Source organism: Pedobacter aquatilis (assembly GCF_032678405.1).
GTDB lineage: Bacteria > Bacteroidota > Bacteroidia > Sphingobacteriales > Sphingobacteriaceae > Pedobacter > Pedobacter aquatilis_A.
Window position 1 is genome coordinate 26,562 of sequence record NZ_JAVTSJ010000010.1, and the last position, 21,602, is coordinate 48,163.

The window sequence follows — 21,602 nt, forward strand, 5'->3', positions numbered from 1 at the left end:
TTGTTAATGAAAAACATTTGGAGAAATATACATTTATGGTTAGGCCTGGCAGCAGGTCTAATCTTTTTTGTAGAGTGTTTAAGCGGTACGTTACTTGTTTTTGAAGATGAGATTACCTTTATGCTTTATAAAAATCGTTATGAAGTTGTTTCAGGTTCTCAACCACGCATTAATTTAGATGATTTGCTTTTTAAAGTGCGTAAAAATCATCCAGAAGAAACCATTGGGCAAGTAAAGGTTTATAAAGATTTAAATAGAACAACAGAAGTTAATTTATCTCTGAAGCAAAAAAATAAAAAAGGTGAAGCGAAAGATAAGAAAGTAGAAGAGGGCGGCGGAAGAAAAAGAAATAGGGGATATACCTTGTTTGTTGATCCTTATACGGGTAAGGAAACAGGAAGGTTAAATCCTGAGAAGCCAACTTTTTTTAGTTTGATGCTAAAAATACATCAAACGCTGCTAGCCGGAGATATAGGGAAAAGTATATTGGGTATATCGACTTTTATGGTGTTTACAATTCTCATTACCGGGCTGGTATTATGGTTTCCTAAAAAAAGAAAACAATTAAAAGCAAAAGTTACACTGAAAGTTGGGGCAGGCTGGAAAAGACTTAACCACGATTTACATATTGTTTTAGGATTTTATTGTACTTTTTTTCTGCTTATCATTTTGATAACTAGTTTAGCATGGTCATTCAAATGGGCAAACAAAGCTTTATATACATTTACAGGTTCGAAACCGAGTGAGTTTAAAACTTATAAATCAATTTCACCAATTGAAAAGGAAAACAAAATAACCTATCAACAAGCATTGGAAATTGGCCAGTCTAAATTTGCAAATACAGATTATTGGTCAATTTCGATGCCTAAATCTGAAGAGCAAACCATATCGGTAAGTTCAGTTAATAAAGATGCTTTACACAGAAATGGATTCGATAACCTTAGTTTAGATCAGAGGACGGGAGCTGTGATTAATAGCACATTGCTGAAAGATATGCCAGGCGGATGGCAATTGCGCCGCTACATGAAACCGATTCATACTGGTGCTATCGGAGGTTTTTCTACAAAACTATTAGCATTTTTGGTGAGTTTAATTAGTGCGAGTTTTCCAATTACGGGTACCATACTCTGGTTAAACCGTATCAAAAAGAAGAAAAAAGGGGTATCAAAAGAAAAGCTGGCACATGCCTGATTACTGTAAAGAAAATAATCTATTTAAGAGATTAACTATATTGCCACTTGTATGGATCAAAAGATAAGCTGCCTGATTGTTGATGATGAAAGAGAAGCACATTACGTGCTGGTTAATTATCTCAAAAGAAATCCATGTCTTGTTTTAGCTGCTCAGTTTTACAATGCACAAACTGCACTCGAATTTTTAGAAAAACAAGCTGTTGATTTAATCTTTTTAGATATTAATATGCCAGGACTGGATGGTTTTGGATTTTTATCTTTACTCAACATCAAGCCAAAAGTTATCCTAACCACAGCATATATGAATTTTGCCTTGGATGCCTTTGATGCCGGCGCTATAGACTATCTGGTTAAACCAATTCCATACCCCAGATTTGAACAAGCAATTGAACGATATAAGGATTTGTTTAATCCACAGGAAGTTAAAGAAGAAGAACCATTAACAATCTCTTTGAAAACGGATCGTGGACAAATAGATTTTCTGATTGAAGACATATTCTATTTTCAAAGCTGGGGGAATTATGTAAAGATTTTTTTCGAAGATTATTATGAACTTTGCAGCGCAACTACAGCAGAAATTGAACGTAAATTGCCTGGAAAGTCTTTTATAAGAATACATAAGTCATATATTATATCACTTGATCATCTCGAAGGAATTGAATCCAATTTGGTACGGATAAAAGGGTACACAGAATCGCTTCCAGTAGGTATAACTTATCGCCGGGCTTTAAGTGATAAAATCGAAAAGAGACAAGACTAATGTTTCCGTTAATTAGAAGACTGATCGAAAATAAATGGTACAGAGAAGCTTTGCTCTTTGTGCTGCTTTGCCTAATTACAATTATTAACGATAGAACAGGGTTTGTTGATATGGGCGAAATGGCTAATGGTCTTTTCGTTTTTATAACGCTTTATATACACCTGCAAATTCAACGTTTTTTTATACTTCCTTTTTTGGTAAGCCGCCACTATTTGTTGTACGCAATCCTTGTTTTTGCAACCATCATTTTATTTTCTTTTTCTGCTTATTATCTTGACAGCTGGCTATCAAAAGTGGGTTGGTACGATGATTTTGAAGGCAAACATTGGGAGCTTTGGTTTTATTATTTCTTTTGCTGTTTATTATGTATTCCGGCACTGTTGCTCGTATTTTATATTGTTGGTTATTATCGAAAAGAACAGCAGGACGGAGCGAATAAAATGTTACTTAAGGAGATGGAGCTTGAATTGTTGAAGGCACAGCTCAATCCGCATTTTCTTTTTAATAGCATGAACAATCTTTATGGCATCAGTTTGGAGAAACCTGATGAAGTACCGGATAGAATACTTCAACTCTCTGGTATCATGCGTTATCAGCTAGAGCTTTCTGGTTTGAAAAAAGTAACATTAGGGCAGGACTTAGCCTTTATAGAGGATTATATCGCGATAGAAAAGGAACGACTACATGAACGCTGTGATGTATCTTACAATTGTTCTATTAATAGTTTAGCTAAAGAAAGCCTAAACATCGCTCCGATGATTTTGATTACTTTCATCGAGAATTGTTTTAAGCACGTTGAATTGGTAAAAATAAACCGAATACCTTCAATTTCCATAGATATTTCTTTTCAGAACAACCAGATATTATTATCGGCGGTAAATAGCAGTTTAATTGAAGAATCAAATAATGGCTCTACCAAAACAGGACTTATTAACGTTAGACGGAGGCTGAATATATTGTATCCGGATAGCCATAGATTGAAAATAGAGCATGATGGTGGTTTTTTTAAGGTAATGTTAAGGATACAGCTATAGGACACCTATTTCTTCAGGTACTACTGATTTACAAGCAGGCCAATACAAAGAGAAAATGCACTGAGATTGGTTTTACTATATCTTCAATCTGCTGATGGCCATGCAATCAGCGGTACACCGCCCTGATCGCAGCAATCCTTTCCGCTACAGTGGTGTTGCCTGTAATTTTTATTTGCTCACAGCTCAGCGATTTTAACCATTCTTCATGGATTTTTAAACTTCTTCCTGAAAAGACGGGATCGTCATAGTTTTTTGCCCATTGCTGAAATTCTTCAAACAATACCTTACGGACAGGGTTGGTATAAATGGCTTCGCCGTAACGCTGCTCTTCCCTTAAAACCAGGCGCTTTAAGCGCAATGCCGGCGGGAGGTACAGGAACACTGCAAGGTTGAAACGTGTTTTCCATTCTTCGCCCCAGCTAACGAGCGATCCCCCGATAATGTAATGATCCAGCTGGCTAATGGCATCGCTGAGCATCGCATTGCGTAATTGTGTATCCCTTTTCCGGGTATAGGGTATTACACTTTCTTCCCAGAAATAATCGTCCGTATCGAAATAGGGGATATTTAGTGAGGCCGACAAGGCCTTACCCAGGGTAGAAGAACCTGCACAGGATGCGCCGAAGATATGAATTTTCATCAGGCTTAAAGCTAATCAATTTGGAGCATAAAAAAGCCTGCTGGCATGTGTTCCAGCAGGCTTTTTTTGCTATAGATTTTACTTGTAAAAAACGAGCACTTTCATCTTTTTGTTTTTTTCCTCCAGGGCTAATCCAATATCATTTATTGATTTCATAATCCCATCCCTGCTGCGCAGTTCCACATTGGTTTTTATATCATATCTTTTGTTGAGGCCTGTTTCGTCAACCACTGGCAGGCTAAATTCGTTTGATAAGTAGTCGTCAGCAAAATCGGCCATTCTTACCCCTGTGCCGTCATACCCCCTGCCACTAAAGCCGTAACTCAATTCACTTTTAGCAGATTCAGTTGCTTTAAAGTTTTTGTTAACCAAAGCGTAAACGGGCATTTCCCTATATTCTATTCTGGCCTTTACCGGTAAATTTAGCGAGAGGTATTTTTGCAGGATAGCCATTAAGCTATCCTTTTGTTCGGGTTTAACGAGTAAATCGAGTGAATAGAGCGTTTCTTTATTTTCGTAATCCGTAACTTCCTTTTCCGGCAGTTCAAAGGCGACCTGCCTTTGAGAAACAATGTCGAAGGCGGCCTTATAAAGGCCTAAAATTGTGGCATTGGTAAAACTTATTCTTCTGTTTTTGTAGGCGCCATTGCTGAGGTATCTTTTACTGCCTGCGGGTTGCCCCTGCATGTAACCCCTTAGCGTAAAATTATGTGTTAAGGTAGAATCGACTGCAAAAGGATCTCCATCGCCGGTCATTTTTTGCTTTTTAGTTTCGCCGCTGGATTTTACGGTTTCCCCTTTTATGAGTTTATTGATCATTTGCTGATTAATGGAATCGCTTTTAACCAAGGCTACAATTTTTCCTTTCGGGTTAACGATGATGCTTTGCCCTACATAAGCCAGGGCGAACAAGTCGTAAAAGAAACCGGCGGTATCGCTTGCCAGCCATATTTTTGAGGGTTTCTTTTTCAGGTAAGCGTTCAATCTTTCCGGTGTATCATCTGACAGGCCGATCACCTGAATTGTATTAGGATTGGCGAGCTGCAATTTTGCAAGGGTATCCATTTCGGGCAGGCAAGGGGAGCACCAGGTACCCCAGATATTGAGGATGTAAATTTTGTTTTGTGGCTTGCTGAGGGCAACCGACTTAAGCGGTGCGTTGATTAAATTCTGAATAGGAATATCGGGGAATTGTTCTCCGGTTTTTGCCTGTAAACCCTGGGCCGCGGCATTGATGGCTATGAGGGCAAATAAGAAATTAAAAAATATCAGCTTCATCATTTTAAGTTGTTTCCTCAAAATTGGTGATTGAAAGTTTGAGAAAAGTTATCGGCGGCGTTAATTAAGGTTATATTATGTTAACAGGTTTAATTCGCAGTTAAGAATTTATACATTTGGTTTATGCATAAAAAGGCCGGTTTATTGGTTGTGGTTTGTTTTCTGGCGATGACCGGCTTACTGGCTTTGCAAGCCTACTGGATTGTTAAATATTACCATGTTAACCAAGTTAATTTCGAGAAGGAGGTAAACCTGGCATTTGAAGATGGTATAAAAAAGGAGCTTAGCTTACGTTGTGATACCATACAGAAAATTGTAGAAAATAAAATTCTCGATACCAATACTTTTAACATCAGTGCGAGGTTTGATAAAAACGATAAGAAATATGTTTACACCATAAGTACAAAGGCTGATGCAAAAGATAAATTTTCCTCATCCTTTAGTTTATCTGATTACAGTAAGGCACTCCCGAAGGACAAGCGTGATACCAGCGTGAGGAGGCATGTTGCGGCAGCCTTAGCGCTTTTAATGCGTGATGAAGACCTGGAGCAGCATACTATTTATTACCGGACGCAAAAGCTAGGGCTGTTTATGAACGAACAGGCTGTGAAATACCAGTTTGATACCACCCGATTACGCTCGGCATTTAATATTTATCTGAAGGAAAGAAACATCAATGTGCCTTACCGCTTTATGGTGAAGCGGGTAGATAGTACAAATAACAAAGGGGTAGCAAATGCGAAGCTTGCGGAATCGTACCCTGTTATTACCAAGGCTTTTGCTACCTACCGGTATACGGACAACCAAAGGTTTGTGCGGGCGATGTTTAAAAGCCCAACCTCCTACATCGTTTCCAGAATCAGCCTGATTTTATTTTCATCGCTGGCCATGATCCTTGTTATTTCAGGCTGCATGATTTTTATATTGAAAAGCCTGTTCAGGGAGAAACGGTTATCATCCATTAAGAATGATTTCATCAGCAATATTACCCACGAATTTAAAACGCCCATAGCCACCGTATCGGTCGCCATTGAAGCCTTAAAGGATAAGGTTGTTTTAGCTGATGAGGAAAAAACAAGGCGATACCTGACACATGCAAAAACCGAAATAGAGCGGCTGAACCTGCTGGTAGATAAGGTTATGAACCTTTCTGTTTATCAGGATGAAAGCATGGTCATCAAAAAAGAAAATATCCATGTTGATGAGATTATAGAAGGCCTGATTAAACTTCATCAGCTATCGGAGCATAAGCAGATCAGCATCGATTATGAAAATAAAAGTGGCGTAAATATCATCAATGCGGATAAAATACAGTTTCAGCATGCCATCAATAATGTGTTGGATAATGCCGTAAAATATTCGAAAGCGGCTGTGAACCTCAGGGTAAGCATCAGCTTAAAAGACAATTTCCTGGTCATCCGGCTGCAGGACGATGGCATTGGTATTTCTGAAAGGGAAATTCCCCTGGTATTCGATAAGTTTTACCGTGTGGGCACTGGAAATCATCATCTGGTTAAGGGGCATGGCCTTGGTTTAAGCTATGTAAAACAGATTATGGAGCAGCATGCAGGCTGGTACCATATAGAGAGTAAGCCGGAATATGGGACAACTTTAATTCTTGGCTGGCCTTTATGAGTAAGATTTTATTTGCAGAGGATGAGCCGGCACTTGCCGAGATTGTAAAGGAAACACTTGAGCTGAAAGGATTCAGTGTTGTGCATGCCTTAACCGCCTCGGCCACGATAGCTGCCTATCACCAGGTAAAGCCTGATGTTCTGGTGCTGGATGTGATGCTGCCGGATGGGGATGGCTTCTCGATAGCCCGGCAAATCAGGCAAAGCGACCAGGTTACGCCGATCATCTTCCTGACCTCGAAATCGTTGCCTGCGGATGTGGTTGACGGATTTGAAAGTGGCGGAAATGATTACTTGAAAAAGCCATTCAGCATTGAAGAACTCAACATCAGGATCAAAGCGCTGCTGAGCCAGAACCGCTTAGTAATTAAGCCGGAGAAGGTAGAAAAGCAAGCTGTCGCCATCGGGAACTATCAATTTCATTATCCTGAAGGCATCTTAATCATCGCAGGGCACAAACGCGTTTTAACCAACCGGGAAGCGGAGATTTTGCAGATGCTCTTGTTAAACAGGAATAATATGCTCGGACGCGACCTCATCTTAAATACCTTATGGCCTAACAACGATTATTTTTCGGGCCGTAGTCTTGATGTATTTATTGCCAAGCTGAGAAAATATCTGAAAGCTGATCCTTCGGTTTTCATTATCAGTATCAGGGGGCAGGGCTATAAGCTGGTTTATTAGCGAAGCCAATGCTTAATATTTTCACAAGATTTCTGAAAGCGTTACCCTAGCATGCAACCATTTCAGGTGTTTCTGCATCTAGATTGAAAACAATTTAATATGCAGGAATCCCCAATATCAACCGCGAGCCTAAAGTTCTTTTTATTTGCCCTAACCGGATTAATTTTCCTTGCAGGTGTTCATGCCCATGCGCAGACCTTATCCGGAAAAACAGCAAATGCTTTGACGAAATTGCCGGTGGCCTATGTCAGCATTGGCATTAAGCACAAGCCTGTAGGTACCGTATCAGATTCTCTTGGCCGTTACCATTTATCTTACGGTGAAGCAGAGGTTTCCAAAGCAGATTCGGTCTTTTTCTCTGCAGTTGGTTACGAAACGGTTAAGCTAAGTTTTGAAGCTTTTTTAAATGGGGATAAGGAAATCTATCTGAAAGAATCGGCGCAGGAGCTTAAAACGGTACAGGTAAGTGCCATTCCAAGAAAAATGAAAAGCTACGGGCGTTGGTCGGCGAATCTGGTTTTCTTTCCGGCGATGTATAAAACGATACCGAGGTATAGCGATGAAAAGGGGCGTGAGCAGGCCACCATTATGAAGATTGATGAAGATGTCTTTTTGAGAAAGCTTAATTTCCGAATCAGCAGGCGGTCTTTTAAACAACTTAAGCTAAGGATGAATATCTATGGCGTTAAGGATGGAATGCCTGATCAGTCGCTGCTTCTTCATGATATTGTGTTCGATGTAGCAGGATCATCAGCGATCGGTATGCCATCTACTGAAAGCATAGACTTAGTTCCTTACCAGATCAGGTTAAGCGGGCGGAAGGAAATTGCGGTATCCCTGGCGATTCTCGATCTGCAGCCTTTGCCGGGCGATACGAGCCGTCAGGCATTTTACATTCCTTCTTTTCCGAGCCCTTTACGTTCCAGTTTTTACAGAATGAAAAGTGAAGCTTCGTGGCAAAAAGTTTCGAGTTCCTATTTACTCTTAGGTCTTGAGGTTTCAACATCGAAGGCGAGTAAAGCCAATGAAGAAGAATATCAGGCGGAAATCATCAATGCAAATCCGGAATTGTCTGAAGCGCTATACGGAAATAATAGTGGTAAGCGTATAGCGGTTTCGGATGGTGAAATTTATTATGAGACCTACGGAAAGGGGCGCCCGCTAATATTGCTGCATGGGAACAATGAAGGTATTAATTCATTCAGAAAGCAAATCGGGCCATTATCAGCCCATTACCAGGTGATTGCGGTAGATAGCCGGGGACAGGGAAACAGCATTAACAGGAAAAAGACACCATACAGTTATCAGCTTTTTGCCGCTGACCTGTTGACTTTAATGGATTCGCTCAGGATAAAGCAGGCGAGTGTAATCGGCTGGAGTGACGGTGGAAATACGGCACTGGAGTTTGTTCTGAAACACCCGGAACGGATGGATAAGATGGTTTTGATGGGGGCAAATCTTTTTCCCGGAACTGATGCGATAAAGGAGGATGTTGTCAGGTTATTTGAAAAACGCAGGGATATCCTTATGAACCTTCAGGATGCGGAGGCTCAAAACCTGCTGCGGCTTACGCAACTGGTTTTACAGGAGCCACATATCCAATTAAATGAGCTTGATTCCATAGGCATTCCTACCATGATACTGGCCGGAGCGGCTGATGTGGTTAAAGCAGCGCATACACGGCTAATCCATGCGCATATCAAAGGGTCGAAGCTTAATATAGTTGCCGATAGTGATCATTATCTTCTACTGAAGAAGCCAAAGGTTTTTAATGAAATTGTACTTGATTTCCTGGGGCGATGAGGATAGACGCAAGTGGAGGCTTGGGGCGGAGCGGATTGGTTGGGTTTTAGCCAGGCTCAAGCGGGTGTTATAATAATAGGCCTACCTGGTCTTTTCATGCGATGAATCCACTTCGTATAGATCTTTTTCGTTAATAACGATAACGATCCAGAAGATCATAAATGGTACCATTATGAGCAGAAAAGCCAAGCTAAATTTTACCAAGCATAAAAGAAATAAAGATGGAAACAGAATGAGTTTCTTTCTTGATGATGGCGATGGTTTCAAAAAAACAGAATAAATCATTCCAATATGAGCGGCAATTAATATAATCCATATGATTATTTCCCAGAATTCACTGTTATGAAACATCTTTAGGAAATCGATGAATTCAAACTGAAATAGAAAAGATATGTTTTTATCTTTATGCCTGAAAAGAAACTTAGCAAAATCATAATGCCTTTTAGAAATACTTGTGTTTTCATAACTTTATTGACAAGGTCCTTTACTATTGTTTGCTAATCCTCCGTTTAGGTTTGCGCTTGTTACAGATTTGAAATGATAAACAAGATCTCCCGGAGAATTTCTAAACTGCCCTCCTGAGACATTTGAGATATTAGCACCAGCTGCATTCATCCAATTCAGGGCAGTATCAGTACAATTATAATTAAAAGATTATTCTTTTTATTATTCAATGTCCGGTTTGTGAATGAAGTAAGCAGCTTGGGAAGCTATAAAAAAAACATCTTTCGATGAGCCTTTGTATCAGCTTAATATAAATAGGTGCAAGCGGATGCTTGCGCCAGAGCGGTTTCTTATTGATACTATCAATTCAGTTCGAGTTCCTAAATTCAAGAGGTGTCTTTCCAGTCTTCTGCTTAAAAAAACGTGTAAAATGCTGTTGATACCTAAATCCTAATTGAAAAGAGATATCGCTTAAAGTACTGCCAATATCAAAAAGTTTAACTTTTGCTCGCTCGATCAATTTCAATTGAATGATATCCAAAGGTGTGCTTCCTGTTTCCTTTTTGACAAGATCCCCAAAATAATTTGGGGAAAGATTAAGTTGCTCAGCGAAATAACTTACATATGGCAACCCAATGGTTTGCGGTTTATCCGAATCTAAGTAATCGTTCAGCAACGCCTCAAATCTGCTCAACAGATCCCTGTTAACATTAATCCTGGTAATAAACTGTCTATCGTAGAAACGCATGCAATAATTGAGAAACAATTCAATATTTGAAACGATAAGTGTCTTACTGTGTTTATCGATGTTTTGTTCTATCTCAAAGGCTATTTTGTTAAAACAGTCATTAATGGTTTCCCGCTCCTTTTTTGAAAGGTGCAAGGCCTCATTCACTTCGTAAGAGAAAAAGTTGTAATCCCCAATGATCTTTCCTAAATGGGTATTGGTAATCAGGTCGGGATGAAATACCAATGCCTTGCCAGCAGGTTTAAAGACTTCGCCTTTACTGTCTATTCCATAAACCTGACCAGGGGAGACGAAAATCAGGCTACCGTCTTCATAATCGTAAGGCTGACACCCGTATTTCATATCACCGCACTTAATATATTTCAAAAAGACGGCATATATCCCCATATACCTTCGAAAGTACTGATACCTGGGTATTTCATCAAAGTCTATCACGCTTACCAGTGGGTGCAAGGTATCGACATTAGCTGTTTCATTATATTGCCTGACAGTTTCTATCCTTTCAATTTTTTCCATGGTACTAGCATTTTATACAAAAGTAGTAATCCTTTTAAGTGCTTTGGTATAGCTTAGTTAAATAAGTAAAACTGGTAAATTAATCCGTAATACATATAAATCTAGCTCAGCTCCAGTTACGAAATTTGCATATGTTATTTAGAAAGGAAATACCAAAACGAAAGCATTTCAAATCAAAATCACGAATAAGGTTCTTAGTATTCCATTATTCCTGTTTGGCATTTTAATATTGACTAATTGTAATACCGATAAAACAAATCAAATGAAAAACAGTAGCAACAGCATCTTCCCCATTGGGGAAAAGATTACCAATGGTTATTTTACAGGAGAAGCTTACCTCCAACTCCTGGCCGAGCGAGATGAAAATAATGATTTTGTACTAGGCAGCTTAACCTTTATGCCTGGCGCCAGAACCAATTGGCACAGTCATCCGAAAGGACAGATTTTAATGGTGACCGAAGGTGAAGGACTCTACCAGGAAAGGGGGAAAACTGCACAACGAATTAAAAAGGGCGATATCATTAAAATACCTGCCAATGTAGATCACTGGCATGGTGCTGTTTCAGGCGCCAAAATGTCGCATATCGCACTTACGAATTTCAAAGATGATACCAACGCCATCTGGCTTTTGCCGGTAAGTGAGGACGAATACAAACAAGCAAATCAAGACTAAAAAGACATGGATAGCAAGACCAGAATTGTGCCTTTAATCCTGCTTTTTTTATTCACTATAAACACACAGATGATGAAAGCCCAAGAAAAAGCTTCTTTAAATAATACACTCAGTAAACAGGAACAAGGATTAGTTAACATTTCTGCTTTAACCGCTACCGGAAATCTGGAGGCACTCCAGATACAGATTGGACTTGCCCTGGATGCTGGCTTAACGATTAATGAGATCAAAGAAGCAATGGTACAGCTATATGCCTATTGTGGCTTCCCAAGAAGTTTGAATGCACTTGGCACGTTAGAGAAACTGCTCACCGAACGTAAATTAGGCGGTAAACAAGATCAATCAGGTCAGTCTATATCAATGGATAAACCTGGCGGAGACCATTATGAGCGTGGCAGAAAAACATTGGAGGAACTTACCGGTGTAAAGCAACTAAAGCCCGCTCCAGGCTTCGGCGAGTTTACACCACGCATTGATGCCTTTTTGAAAGAGCACTTATTTGCAGATATTTTCGACAGCAAGGTGCTTTCATACCAGCAACGGGAACTCATCACCATATCAGCCCTGGCTGCTCTCCCGGGAGTGGAAGGACAGTTGAATGCGCACGTTAATATGGGGAAAAACACAGGTATCTCTTTCGAACAACTTATCCAGGTATCTCAGCTTATTGAAAAATCTGTTAATCGAACGCAGGCCAATACCCTTAGGAAACTTCTTTCCCTTCCTGAGTTGCCTTTACCCAATCAGTCGCTCATGGTGCGTATATCAGAAATCGAGATCTTTACTGAATACCAAAAGGCGTATGAGGAAATCTTAAAAGAAGAAGCCGCTACTTCGGTTAATGTTGAACCGGGCGTGATCGCCATTTATCCGATGTTTCAAAAGGAGCACCCGGCGCAAATCAGAATAATTGAAATGTATGCGGATTCGGCGGCCTATCAGTCGCATTTAAAGACCCCGCATTTTCAACACTATAAAACTGCCACTCAAAAAATGGTTAAATCATTAAAGCTGGTAGACATGCAGAGTATCGATCCGCAAATTATAACCGCCATATTCAGCAAATTTAAATAAGATAAAAGCAATGACAAATCATTTCACTACAGCAGAAGTGCTAGCAATAGATAAAGCCGACGACCTGAAAATATCACCCTTAAGAACGGATGGTATAAGTTATGGAACACCAACCTGGATCTGGTCGGTAATTGTTAATGGTGCACTTTATGTAAGGGCCTACCATGGAAAAAAGTCCAGCTGGTATCAGGCAGCCATTTCACAACAATCGGGCAGAATAATTGCCGCAGGTGAATCAAAAAATGTAAGTTTTGAAAGTATAGAAGGGGAAATCAATACAGAGATTGATTATGCCTATCGCAATAAGTACAGTTCCAGTCCTTATCTGACTGCCATGATCAGCGAAATTGCAAAAGCCTCTACTATTCAAATCATTCCGGAAAATAAACACAAAGACACCACAAATGAAAAATAGCCATTCAAGAAGAGCATTCATTCAGCAAACTGCTATTATAGGTGCAGGGGTAGCTGCTGCCGGACCATTAAGCCTATTGGCTAACGATGCAGTCCCGGAGCAAATTCTAGCGGCCAACGTCAAATCTAAGGGCTATGCAGGAAGAGATAAAAATGGAGAACTAAAACAATGGAATTTTGAGCGCAGGCCGGTTGGGGATAACGATATCCTCATTGATATCAAATATTCCGGGATTTGCCATTCAGATATCCATACGATCAAAGGACATTGGGGTTTGCAAAAATATCCACAGGTACCAGGCCATGAAATCGCTGGAATTGTAGCTGCGGTAGGAAAGAAAGTTATCAAATTCAAAGTTGGTGATAAGGCTGGCGTGGGTTGTATGGTAAATAGCTGCATGAGTTGCGATAGCTGCAAAAAAGGAGAGGAGCATCATTGTGAGACTACCGGGATGACGGGTACTTATGGTGCTACAGAAGCTTCCTCACCAACGGGCATCACGCAAGGAGGCTATTCAACTAATATTGTCGTAACCGAGCATTTTGCCATCAAAATTCCTGAAAGTATTGAACTTAAATATGCAGCGCCTTTACTTTGTGCGGGGATTACCACTTACTCACCACTAATGCGGGCTAATTTCAAAAAGGGCAATAAAATTGGTGTTGCCGGAATTGGTGGTTTAGGCCACATCGCCATTAAACTTGCGGTAGCAAAAGGGGCTGAGGTTTATGCTTTTACTACTTCAGCCTCAAAGGTGGAGGATATCAAAGGTTTTGGTGCGAAGGAAATCGTAGTTGTTGATTCGCCTGATAAGCTTAAAGCTTACTATGGAAAACTTGATTATATGATTTCTACCATTCCCTATGATTTTGATGTGGCGGCTTACGCGATGGTATTGAAACCTTATAAGGAATTTACTCAGGTAGGTATGCCGGTGGAAGGTAAGCTCACCATTAATAATTTTATGATGATCCGTAACCGTGTAAACTTCAATGGATCGCTCATTGGTGGAATACCGGAAACGCAGGAAGTAATGGATTACTGTGCTTCCAATAAAATCTATCCTCAGGTAGAAGTAATTAAAGGTGACCAGATTAATCAAGCCTGGGATAAAGTGGTAAACAAAGCAGCCCGATACAGGTATGTTATCGATGCATCGACTATTTAGATAAAGCCTTTCTGAACTTTAACTGAAAGGGTTTTTATCCGCTGTAATTAATAAATATTGCCCAATGCAGACTGCATGGTAATGTCTTTTTTAGACGTCTTATTGTTTTTGATGGAGTTATGCTTGTCAGATTTGCTTACTCGCTACTATTCCAAGTGTTTAAGCGAAGTTCTATTGATTAGCAAACGGAAATGAGTCCTTGACTCAAATTTGACAAATAGAATCTGTAATATAAAAAAGCCTTGATTTCCCAGGGCTTTTTTATCAGTCGCGTTGCTCATTCGTAGGCCAAATTTCAATAGCGATATTGAGAATATCGTTCATAGATTCAAAGCCTACAATTAGAAATGCAGTGAAGACAGTTTGTTTCCATAAATATGAGTCAGGCTACTTTCAGTCCTGTATATTTAGAAAACAACCCAATGATAATATGTAAGAGTTTCATTGGGTTTATTAAATACTATGGAATGATCTTTTTGAACTTTAGTTCATCAAATAACCGAGTAAACATATCTTCGGTATCGATAAACTCAAGAAAACCCAACCGGCGTGCTTTTGTTCCATCTGCAAAAAAGTCATAATCCCAACCAAACACCGCATCACTAAAAGCCCAAGAGGAAATCTCAGCATAACTAACTTGCTTCAGGTTATACTTTTCCTGTATCTTTTTCCATAAATCAGTCTTATCTGCCATCATCGTATTTAATGACATATTTAGGGGAGACCCAGTTTCCATTCCGAAATAATCTGCAATCTTGGGCCAAAGATCGTTCCATCTGAATAAATCTCCGTTGGTAATATTAAAAGCCTGATTCGCACACTGCTCGTTAGTAGCTGCCCATACAGTAGCCTTTGCCAGCAGCCCGGCATCGGTCATCTCCAGCAATTTATCATAAGCCCCAGGTTTTCCGGGAAAGCGAAGCGGAATGGCAAGCTCCCTAGAAATTACTGCATAAATTGCAATAGCTACCCAAAGATTCATTGGGTTGCCCAAGGCCACACCTGCTACCACCGAAGGACGAATTGCAGACCATGACCAAGACTTACTACGCTGCCTCTCCTCCAGAAAAACCTGCTGATCTATATTAAACTCCGGCGGCATATGACCACCATCTGACTCCTTGGCCGGCGTTTTAAAGGGACCAAGATGCGCCCCATAAACCTTATAGCCTTGCATCAAACTGATATGTTGGAGATTCCTGGAAATTGGCTCAACTTGCTCCACCACATTCACCAGCATTGCAAGATTTGGGCCGACTAGTTCTGACCAGGTTGGCCGATCCTGAAAAGCCGCATAAAAAATATGGGTCACCTCAGTTAGCACACTTAGCATAGACCTGCATTGTTCTTTATCCAATAGATCCAATGTGAGATATCGTAAATTACCCACATCTAATCCACCCCGTCTGGACAAGCCGATCACCTCCCAGTCCCCAAGTTCCAATAAATGATTAATCAGGTTAGTGCCAATTACACCATTTGCACCAACCACTAAAGCTACTTTTTTCATCAATTTAAAATTTATAAATCAAAACTAGCCCAGATAAACATAGGACTTTTGGTAGAACGCCGATATAAATTTGTAATTTTCCGATATGAAGCACTACAGGCAATTCCAGCCACTCCTCATTTCCTCATTCGAAGCCACGGAATGGCTACACCCAATCCATAGGCATAATCACTATGAACTCATATTTATCATTTATGGTACTGGCATGCACCAGATTGGGGATCAGCTTATCTGCTACAAAGCAAACGATGTATTCCTCATCGGGCCAGATGATGAACATTTTTTTAAGATCGAATCTGTAACACGATTTGTCTTTATCAAGTTCACCGATTTTTACATCCATCAGCAATACACCACACCTACATATGGGCTGCAGCAACTCGAATACCTTATCAAAAGCAGGGAAACACATTTGTCAGGCTTCGAGCTTAGTGATAATGACAGTATTACTGTTTTTAATATTATCAGCGTCGTCCTTTCCCTCAAACAAGATAGTCTTGCCAATGAACAACTCATCTGGCTACAAATCCTTGCCATCGCGACAATACTGCAACGCAATATGCCAGAAATCAAAATGGCGCCTAAGAGAAGCCGGGACATACAAGCCTTGTTCTGCTATATCCACAAATACATCTACCAACCCCCACAACTAAAATCCGAGATTATGGCCAAACAGTTTGGCACTACAGCAGATTATATTGGCCCATACTTTAAACGCAATAGCGGCACTACTTTGAGGGAATATATAAGTCAGTATCGCAAAACCCTGATAAAAAAGCGTCTGCAAAGTGGAAATTATAACCTCAAACAAATCGCTGCAGAATTCGGTCTCACTGATGAAAGTCATGTGAGAAAACTAATCCGATAAATTTTACTACAAGAAAAGCGGAACCAGGTTGTGGCAGATGTGTAAAATAGAATATATCTGCAACGAGTTTCAATGAGAGGTGGTTTCTTTTAATAGATCGTAAAAGGCCACCATTGCTTTCTTTGGATAAGCTTCAACCAGCCATATGGCCATCGCATTTCTAAACATCTTTGTTCCCTGAATAGGGACTGTCACCAAATCCTTATCCACAACACTGACCTGAGTTAGGATCGTATACCAATAACCAGATTTTACAAGCTCAAGCAATGTTGGAATGTCATTGATTTCTATGGAAACTTCGGGCGATAAACCCTTGGTGGAGAAAGCCTCTGAAATAAACCTGGTAGTACTGTAACCGCCGTCTGGAAAAGCTAAAGGTAATCTGGTTATCTCTTCTAAGGATATCTTCCGCAATTTCGCAAGCTTATCATTAACCGGCATAACGAGGGTCAAGGGCGAACTAAAGAGTAACTCTTGCCTAAAGCGTGTATCCTGTTTATCCTCCTTAAAAGTCAAAACCAAATCAAGATCAGCAGTTTCGAGCTTATTCATCAGCTCATCAGAAGTACCGAAAATAATTTTCACCCTCACCTTAGGGTAAAGCCTGGAAAAACGAACCAAAGTTTTCGTCAGCAGGTTGCGCAAGGCAAAAGTAACGCCGATGCTAATCTGACCAGTCTTTAAATTGTTTAAGTCTTTCAACAACAGCATACCATCATTTGCCCGGTTCACACTTTGCTGTGCAAAATCTGCAAAGAGTGCACCAGCTTCCGTCAGCGATATCCGCTTCCCAATCCGATTGAACAGATCTACATCCAGTTCAATCTCCAACTGCCTGATCTGTTGAGATAGCGTACTTTGACTGATAAACAATGCTTCTGCAGCCTCTGTAAAATTCAAAAGCTCCCTTGCTTTCAGAAAATAACGCAATTGACGAAGTTCCATAGCTAATCGGTTTTATCGATGATAATAATCTAAAAATACACTTTTACAAATTTAGCTTTTATCCGGTACTTTCAACAATGGAAGTAATGGAAATCATTACAGCATTAAATAAAAGAATGGATGTGGCCCAGATTAAAACAGAAAATTTATCTGCACATGCCCTTACGGAAATTCAACGAGCGTTGCTTTTGCTGTATAAACCAGAAGAAAAACTTATCATATACGGAACATTAGCACCAGGCAAACCTAATCATTCAAAAGTTGCCCACATCACAGGTGAGTGGATACCTGCTACAGTAAAGGGGATATTAGAGGAGAAAGGATGGGGGCAAGGTTAGGGTATAGCGGTTATCGCCCAAATTCAGCTGGTGAGGAAGCACACGAAATCCATGCCATCGTTTTACATTCTGCACAACTAAACGAAAACTGGAATATGCTGGATGAATTTGAAGGTTCAGGCTATAAAAGAATACTAGCTTGTTACGAAAGCGAAGACGAAACACAAGGGCTGGGCTATATTTACGCAATCAATGAGTAAAGCCTGCGAAGAGATTAAATTGCCTATTGCTTCACGCTCTGAATGCGAAGTTGCAGAACACCAGAACCTAAAAAGTGATAAAGCCCGGTTCAGAAGCATCAAAATCTGCATATTCCTGTCGGGTTTATCTGTATTTGCCCAGTTATATCTTTTCCAACCACTACTACCTACAGTTGCAAGGCATTTCCAAACGAGTATAGGAGAGAGTTCTATGCTTGTTTCCTCTGCCACCATCGGAATGGCACTGGGATTATTTTTTTTCGGACTCAAAGCAGATGGATTTTCGAGGAAAAAACAAATGTCGGTATCTTTAATCCTTTCAGCAGTTTTGACAATATTATCCTTTAAGGTTCAGCATTTGTATCTGCTCATCAGCTTAGGGTTGATTAAAGGATTCATTCTTGCGGGCGTCTCCTCGGTGGCATTAGCCTATTTAACCGAGGAAGTATCTATAGGCTTAGTTGGATTAGCTATCAGCATGTATCTAAACGGCAATACAATCGGAGGTATGACTGGCCGGATATTCGCCACACTATATGAAGGCTATTTTGGATGGCAATATGCCATACTATTCATTGGTCTGCAAAGCCTACTGTTGGGACTGGTATTCCTGAAGTTTTTTCCTGAAAGCCAGCATTTCAAACCTGAACGTTCATCAGTACAAAATAAGCTGGAACAAATGGCAGGATTTATCAAAGATCCTTTAATGATCCGCCTTTACGTAATAGGTAGCATAATGGTAGGCACATTTGTTAGCATCTACAATTACCTGACATTTCGTTTAGCGGCAGCCCCGTTTAAATTAAGCCATTTCTGGGTTGCACTGATTTTCGTGATGTACGCATTTGGTGTGATAGGTGCAATAATTGCCCGAAAACTGGCAGAAGTTTATGCATTGCGCAAAGTACTGCAAGCATTTGTAGGCCTCCTGGTTCTCGGAACATTACTTATGCTATTTGATAAGCTTTGGCTAACAATTGTCGGGCTGGGAACGATAACGATGGCATTTTTTGCTGCTCATACTATGGCAAGCAGAATGGTTGCCAGTCACGCCATAAATGGTAAGAGTGCGGCCACCTCATTATACTGGTTATTTTACTATCTTGGGTCAGGTATCATCGGCAGTCTCAGTGGTTACCTGCTTCATGCAAGCAACTGGCAAACCTTTATTTTATCCCTAAGCGCTTTGGTATCGACCGGATTATTATTGACGCTGCATAAAGAAAAAAGAATGAAAATTACACCCCTGAAAGAAGGCGACTTTAGCGTCAGTAAGACCAAAGAATTCAAACTGCTCACAGAAAGCGATGCAGCCGATCAGGTGAAGATGGCCATACAACCTTTCCTTGTCAGCATCGGAGAAGAACATATTTTACTTGACGCAGGAATTGGCTGGGAGGAGAACGGCCGGCATCTAATAACAGAAAAGTTGAAGCAGGATGGGCTCTCAGTTAGTGCAATAAGCAAAGTCCTGCTGTCCCATCTACATAAAGACCATGTAAACGGGCTCGTGCAATCAGAAAACGGTAAACAACAATTAACCTTCCCCGAGGCCCAAATCTATATCCAACGCCGGGAATATGATTATGCCTTAAGCCAAAGTGAAAGTAAATCCTACGATCTGGAGAAATTAAATTTTCTGGTCAATTCGGCTGAAATCGTCTGGCTAACTGAAGATAACGGAAACATCACGACTGAGATTCGATACCAGGTTACCGGAGGTCATAGTCCTTACCACCAGGTATTCTGGGTGAGCTCAGAAGGGAGAACAGCCTTTTATGGGGCAGATAACTTACCTACACAAGGTTATCTCCGGTTGCCGATAGCCTATAAGACAGATTATGAAGGAAAGAAAGCGAGAGCATGGCGCAAAGAATGGGAAATTCAGGCAAAACAACAACATTGGCAAGTACTTTTCTATCACGACAAGAAAAACCCAATAATTCAATTCTAAACAGCATGCAAATAGAACGCATTGATCACCTTGTCCTCACGGTTAAGGATATTGAAAAAACCATCATCACCTTTGGAGCTAACCGAAAAGCATTGAAATTCGGCGAGCAGAAAATCAATCTTCATGAACTGGGGAAGGAGATTGAACCCAAAGCGGCAAATGCAAGGCCAGGCTCAGCAGACCTTTGTTTCATCACAAAAGTCCCGGTAGAAGCGCTATTATAGCAATGGCTAAATTCTGACCTTAAACTATTATACCATGAGCTCGTTGAACGAACAGGAGCCAATGGCCCCATAAAATCTCTATACCTTAGGGATCCGGATGGAAATCTTCTGGAGATCAGCAATTACTAGATTCCCTACCAATAAATCTTCGAAAAGCTTCGATAAAATAAATCGACCTCCGGCTACTTAAAGTAGCTTGAATAGATTTTCCAAGCCACATACCTAGGTTGCCGGGCGATTTTCAAAGTATTTTTTTGCTGATTTGCAGGAGTTGCGAATTATTTTAGAACTCAAAATATTTCAGGATAAAACTACCTCATAATTAAAACTATGGTATCTATAATTGGACGGGAAAACAGTTTTAAAATTTCCTTTTCTTCCACCAGATGATAAAACCTGTAACCGGAAGCGATGCACCGATTAAACTGGCCAGGCTCCAGATGATTTTGCTTAAATAGCCCAGCAACCTTCCGGTATGTAAATCATAATTGGTTGCTTCGTACCAGTCTGCCGCCGAGTTGTTTTGATAAAGCTTACTCCTGATCAGCTTTCCTGTTGGCTCATCAAAGAAAAAAGTATTTTGCCTGCGTGAAAAGCGGTAAGGATAAATGATACGTACACGCAGTTCCCCATTTTTGCGAACTGAAAACGTGGCCGACTCAGCGCCCTTCATATCAGCAGACAACCTGTTATAAATAAAATCATAACGTTGTGAAAGTGTAGCAAGCTGAAGGTTCTCCTGCTGTTTATTTTTAATCCCTTCGCTCAGTTTTGAGCCAGTAATAAACGCTACAGTTTTCTTCACGCCACTAAAGGTAAAGTAAGTGCCGCTCAAAGCGATGACAATCAGAAAGATTGAAGCATAAAAACCCAATACCTGATGCAAATCGAAATTTACCCGCTTAAAGGAAGCGCCCCATTTGATTTTTAAAGATTGTTTCAACAGGCGGCGTTGCGACGGAAACCATAAAACCAATCCTGACACCAGAATAATCAGGAAAATGACCACCGACCAGCCTTGAATCATTTTACCCGTTTCACCCATTAACAAAGAAGTATGAAGCTCCAGAACAGTATTCAGCCAATCAGCCTTTCTGGCGTAAATCTTCTCTCCGCTGTAAGGGTTAAAATAATAAGTTTTCTTTTTATTGGTAACCAGTTGAATGGTGGCGTTGGATTTTCCAGGTGTTAGTTTAACCGACCCCAGCTTTTCTTTAGCATGAGCCTGAAAATGATCGATAATGGTTCCCAAACCCACAAAAGGAGTTTGTTGTGCAGGAACTTCCAGATATTGGCGGTCATTGAAATCGCGGATTTCCTCCTCAAAAACATAGGCAAATCCGGTGATACTGATGACGAAGACTATGATACCCGTAATAAGACCCAGCCATAAATGAATCTGGTTGACAACTTTCCTGACTCTTTTGTTTTTCATGTTTGTTAGTGATAAAAAATCGGTGCAAGGATTTCATTGTAGTCCTTGCACCGATTCTCCGCAG

Annotated in this window: 21 protein-coding genes; 15 read left to right on the top strand and 6 right to left on the bottom strand. The window is 40.4% G+C overall.

Translation table 11 applies throughout. The features are described 5' to 3' along the window. Positions 1–6 precede the first annotated feature (6 nt). From R2R71_RS20920 to R2R71_RS20930, 3 genes are read left to right on the top strand one after another with little or no spacing between them, the layout of a single operon-like run. Positions 7–1,191 carry a PepSY-associated TM helix domain-containing protein gene (locus tag R2R71_RS20920; RefSeq protein ID WP_316833242.1) on the top strand — a complete coding sequence of 395 codons (1,185 nt, stop codon included), beginning with the start codon at positions 7–9 and terminating at the stop codon, positions 1,189–1,191. 51 nt (positions 1,192–1,242) lie between these two features. Next, positions 1,243–1,953, top strand: coding sequence for a LytTR family DNA-binding domain-containing protein (locus R2R71_RS20925; protein ID WP_316833243.1), 711 nt, complete (start codon positions 1,243–1,245; stop codon positions 1,951–1,953). Further along, a complete protein-coding gene (locus R2R71_RS20930) occupies positions 1,953–2,987 on the top strand; it encodes a histidine kinase (protein WP_316833244.1) in 1,035 nt (344 codons plus the stop codon). Before R2R71_RS20925 ends, R2R71_RS20930 begins: the two co-directional genes overlap by 1 nt. A 106-nt stretch (positions 2,988–3,093) precedes the next feature. Here the strand turns inward: R2R71_RS20930 and R2R71_RS20935 are convergent, their stop codons facing one another. Continuing rightward, complete coding sequence (locus R2R71_RS20935) at positions 3,094–3,627, bottom strand: adenylate kinase (RefSeq protein ID WP_316833245.1); 534 nt, start codon at positions 3,625–3,627, stop codon at positions 3,094–3,096. 78 nt (positions 3,628–3,705) lie between these two features. Then, positions 3,706–4,908: a redoxin domain-containing protein gene (locus tag R2R71_RS20940; protein ID WP_316833246.1), complete on the bottom strand. Its 1,203-nt coding sequence runs from the start codon at positions 4,906–4,908 to the stop codon at positions 3,706–3,708. A 120-nt stretch (positions 4,909–5,028) separates the two neighbouring features. Between R2R71_RS20940 and R2R71_RS20945 the strand changes: the two genes are divergently transcribed. From R2R71_RS20945 to R2R71_RS20955, 3 genes are all read left to right on the top strand, one after another. Then, entirely contained in the window at positions 5,029–6,540 is a 1,512-nt protein-coding gene (locus R2R71_RS20945; RefSeq protein ID WP_316833247.1) for a HAMP domain-containing sensor histidine kinase, read from the top strand. Continuing rightward, positions 6,537–7,223: a response regulator transcription factor gene (locus tag R2R71_RS20950; RefSeq protein WP_316833248.1), complete on the top strand. Its 687-nt coding sequence runs from the start codon at positions 6,537–6,539 to the stop codon at positions 7,221–7,223. Before R2R71_RS20945 ends, R2R71_RS20950 begins: the two co-directional genes overlap by 4 nt. Before the next feature lie 99 nt (positions 7,224–7,322). Further along, on the top strand, positions 7,323–9,026 hold the full coding sequence (locus R2R71_RS20955; RefSeq protein WP_316833249.1) for an alpha/beta fold hydrolase: 1,704 nt from the start codon (positions 7,323–7,325) through the stop codon (positions 9,024–9,026). Positions 9,027–9,837: 811 nt separating this feature from the next. Here R2R71_RS20955 and R2R71_RS20960 read toward each other — a convergent pair. Continuing rightward, on the bottom strand, positions 9,838–10,734 hold the full coding sequence (locus R2R71_RS20960; RefSeq protein WP_316833250.1) for a helix-turn-helix domain-containing protein: 897 nt from the start codon (positions 10,732–10,734) through the stop codon (positions 9,838–9,840). 262 nt (positions 10,735–10,996) lie between these two features. Here R2R71_RS20960 and R2R71_RS20965 point away from each other — a divergent pair, with 262 nt between their 5' ends. From R2R71_RS20965 to R2R71_RS20980, 4 genes are all read left to right on the top strand, one after another. Further along, entirely contained in the window at positions 10,997–11,407 is a 411-nt protein-coding gene (locus R2R71_RS20965) for a cupin domain-containing protein (protein ID WP_316833251.1), read from the top strand. Positions 11,408–11,476: 69 nt separating this feature from the next. Further along, the gene (locus tag R2R71_RS20970) at positions 11,477–12,481 is read left to right on the top strand and encodes a carboxymuconolactone decarboxylase family protein (RefSeq protein WP_316833252.1); all 1,005 of its coding nucleotides are present in this window, start codon (positions 11,477–11,479) and stop codon (positions 12,479–12,481) included. 10 nt (positions 12,482–12,491) lie between these two features. After that, positions 12,492–12,896: a DUF2255 family protein gene (locus tag R2R71_RS20975; RefSeq protein ID WP_316833253.1), complete on the top strand. Its 405-nt coding sequence runs from the start codon at positions 12,492–12,494 to the stop codon at positions 12,894–12,896. Next, entirely contained in the window at positions 12,886–14,064 is a 1,179-nt protein-coding gene (locus R2R71_RS20980; RefSeq protein ID WP_316833254.1) for an NAD(P)-dependent alcohol dehydrogenase, read from the top strand. The genes R2R71_RS20975 and R2R71_RS20980 overlap by 11 nt, the downstream gene beginning before the upstream one ends. 460 nt (positions 14,065–14,524) lie before the next feature. On the opposite strand, the gene R2R71_RS20985 is transcribed toward R2R71_RS20980, so the two are convergent. Continuing rightward, positions 14,525–15,574, bottom strand: a complete 1,050-nt coding sequence (locus tag R2R71_RS20985) for an SDR family oxidoreductase (protein ID WP_316833255.1) — start codon at positions 15,572–15,574, stop codon at positions 14,525–14,527. Between the two features lie 85 nt (positions 15,575–15,659). Between R2R71_RS20985 and R2R71_RS20990 the strand changes: the two genes are divergently transcribed. Next, positions 15,660–16,442, top strand: coding sequence for an AraC family transcriptional regulator (locus R2R71_RS20990; protein ID WP_316833256.1), 783 nt, complete (start codon positions 15,660–15,662; stop codon positions 16,440–16,442). A gap of 69 nt (positions 16,443–16,511) precedes the next feature. Here R2R71_RS20990 and R2R71_RS20995 read toward each other — a convergent pair whose 3' ends face one another. Beyond that, positions 16,512–17,387, bottom strand: coding sequence for a LysR family transcriptional regulator (locus tag R2R71_RS20995; RefSeq protein WP_316833257.1), 876 nt, complete (start codon positions 17,385–17,387; stop codon positions 16,512–16,514). A gap of 77 nt (positions 17,388–17,464) precedes the next feature. Between R2R71_RS20995 and R2R71_RS21000 the strand changes: the two genes are divergently transcribed. Genes R2R71_RS21000 through R2R71_RS21015 form a run of 4 tightly spaced genes read left to right on the top strand, consistent with a single transcriptional unit; the run spans position 17,465 to position 20,103 of the window. Further along, positions 17,465–17,725 carry a hypothetical protein gene (locus R2R71_RS21000; RefSeq protein WP_316833258.1) on the top strand — a complete coding sequence of 87 codons (261 nt, stop codon included), beginning with the start codon at positions 17,465–17,467 and terminating at the stop codon, positions 17,723–17,725. Next, complete coding sequence (locus tag R2R71_RS21005) at positions 17,710–17,925, top strand: hypothetical protein (protein WP_316833259.1); 216 nt, start codon at positions 17,710–17,712, stop codon at positions 17,923–17,925. Before R2R71_RS21000 ends, R2R71_RS21005 begins: the two co-directional genes overlap by 16 nt. Next, on the top strand, positions 17,918–19,879 hold the full coding sequence (locus tag R2R71_RS21010) for an MFS transporter (protein WP_316833260.1): 1,962 nt from the start codon (positions 17,918–17,920) through the stop codon (positions 19,877–19,879). Before R2R71_RS21005 ends, R2R71_RS21010 begins: the two co-directional genes overlap by 8 nt. 5 nt (positions 19,880–19,884) lie before the next feature. After that, complete coding sequence (locus tag R2R71_RS21015) at positions 19,885–20,103, top strand: hypothetical protein (protein WP_316833261.1); 219 nt, start codon at positions 19,885–19,887, stop codon at positions 20,101–20,103. Positions 20,104–20,464: 361 nt separating this feature from the next. Here the strand turns inward: R2R71_RS21015 and R2R71_RS21020 are convergent, their stop codons facing one another. Continuing rightward, on the bottom strand, positions 20,465–21,538 hold the full coding sequence (locus R2R71_RS21020) for a PepSY-associated TM helix domain-containing protein (protein WP_316833262.1): 1,074 nt from the start codon (positions 21,536–21,538) through the stop codon (positions 20,465–20,467). Positions 21,539–21,602: the final 64 nt, after the last annotated feature.

Excerpts from the sequence above, each read along its gene's own strand:
- R2R71_RS20980 (WP_316833254.1), top strand. The coding sequence starts at position 12,886 with ATGAAAAATAGCCATTCAAGAAGAGCATTCATTCAGCAAACTGCTATT.
- R2R71_RS20985 (WP_316833255.1), bottom strand. The coding sequence starts at position 15,574 with ATGAAAAAAGTAGCTTTAGTGGTTGGTGCAAATGGTGTAATTGGCACT.
- R2R71_RS21005 (WP_316833259.1), top strand. The coding sequence starts at position 17,710 with ATGGGGGCAAGGTTAGGGTATAGCGGTTATCGCCCAAATTCAGCTGGT.
- R2R71_RS20935 (WP_316833245.1), bottom strand. The coding sequence starts at position 3,627 with ATGAAAATTCATATCTTCGGCGCATCCTGTGCAGGTTCTTCTACCCTG.
- R2R71_RS21015 (WP_316833261.1), top strand. The coding sequence starts at position 19,885 with ATGCAAATAGAACGCATTGATCACCTTGTCCTCACGGTTAAGGATATT.
- R2R71_RS20955 (WP_316833249.1), top strand. The coding sequence starts at position 7,323 with ATGCAGGAATCCCCAATATCAACCGCGAGCCTAAAGTTCTTTTTATTT.
- R2R71_RS20995 (WP_316833257.1), bottom strand. The coding sequence starts at position 17,387 with ATGGAACTTCGTCAATTGCGTTATTTTCTGAAAGCAAGGGAGCTTTTG.
- R2R71_RS20925 (WP_316833243.1), top strand. The coding sequence starts at position 1,243 with ATGGATCAAAAGATAAGCTGCCTGATTGTTGATGATGAAAGAGAAGCA.
- R2R71_RS20965 (WP_316833251.1), top strand. The coding sequence starts at position 10,997 with ATGAAAAACAGTAGCAACAGCATCTTCCCCATTGGGGAAAAGATTACC.
- R2R71_RS20930 (WP_316833244.1), top strand. The coding sequence starts at position 1,953 with ATGTTTCCGTTAATTAGAAGACTGATCGAAAATAAATGGTACAGAGAA.
- R2R71_RS20960 (WP_316833250.1), bottom strand. The coding sequence starts at position 10,734 with ATGGAAAAAATTGAAAGGATAGAAACTGTCAGGCAATATAATGAAACA.
- R2R71_RS20920 (WP_316833242.1), top strand. The coding sequence starts at position 7 with ATGAAAAACATTTGGAGAAATATACATTTATGGTTAGGCCTGGCAGCA.
- R2R71_RS21020 (WP_316833262.1), bottom strand. The coding sequence starts at position 21,538 with ATGAAAAACAAAAGAGTCAGGAAAGTTGTCAACCAGATTCATTTATGG.
- R2R71_RS21000 (WP_316833258.1), top strand. The coding sequence starts at position 17,465 with ATGGAAGTAATGGAAATCATTACAGCATTAAATAAAAGAATGGATGTG.
- R2R71_RS20945 (WP_316833247.1), top strand. The coding sequence starts at position 5,029 with ATGCATAAAAAGGCCGGTTTATTGGTTGTGGTTTGTTTTCTGGCGATG.
- R2R71_RS20950 (WP_316833248.1), top strand. The coding sequence starts at position 6,537 with ATGAGTAAGATTTTATTTGCAGAGGATGAGCCGGCACTTGCCGAGATT.
- R2R71_RS20990 (WP_316833256.1), top strand. The coding sequence starts at position 15,660 with ATGAAGCACTACAGGCAATTCCAGCCACTCCTCATTTCCTCATTCGAA.
- R2R71_RS20940 (WP_316833246.1), bottom strand. The coding sequence starts at position 4,908 with ATGATGAAGCTGATATTTTTTAATTTCTTATTTGCCCTCATAGCCATC.
- R2R71_RS20970 (WP_316833252.1), top strand. The coding sequence starts at position 11,477 with ATGATGAAAGCCCAAGAAAAAGCTTCTTTAAATAATACACTCAGTAAA.
- R2R71_RS20975 (WP_316833253.1), top strand. The coding sequence starts at position 12,492 with ATGACAAATCATTTCACTACAGCAGAAGTGCTAGCAATAGATAAAGCC.
- R2R71_RS21010 (WP_316833260.1), top strand. The coding sequence starts at position 17,918 with ATGAGTAAAGCCTGCGAAGAGATTAAATTGCCTATTGCTTCACGCTCT.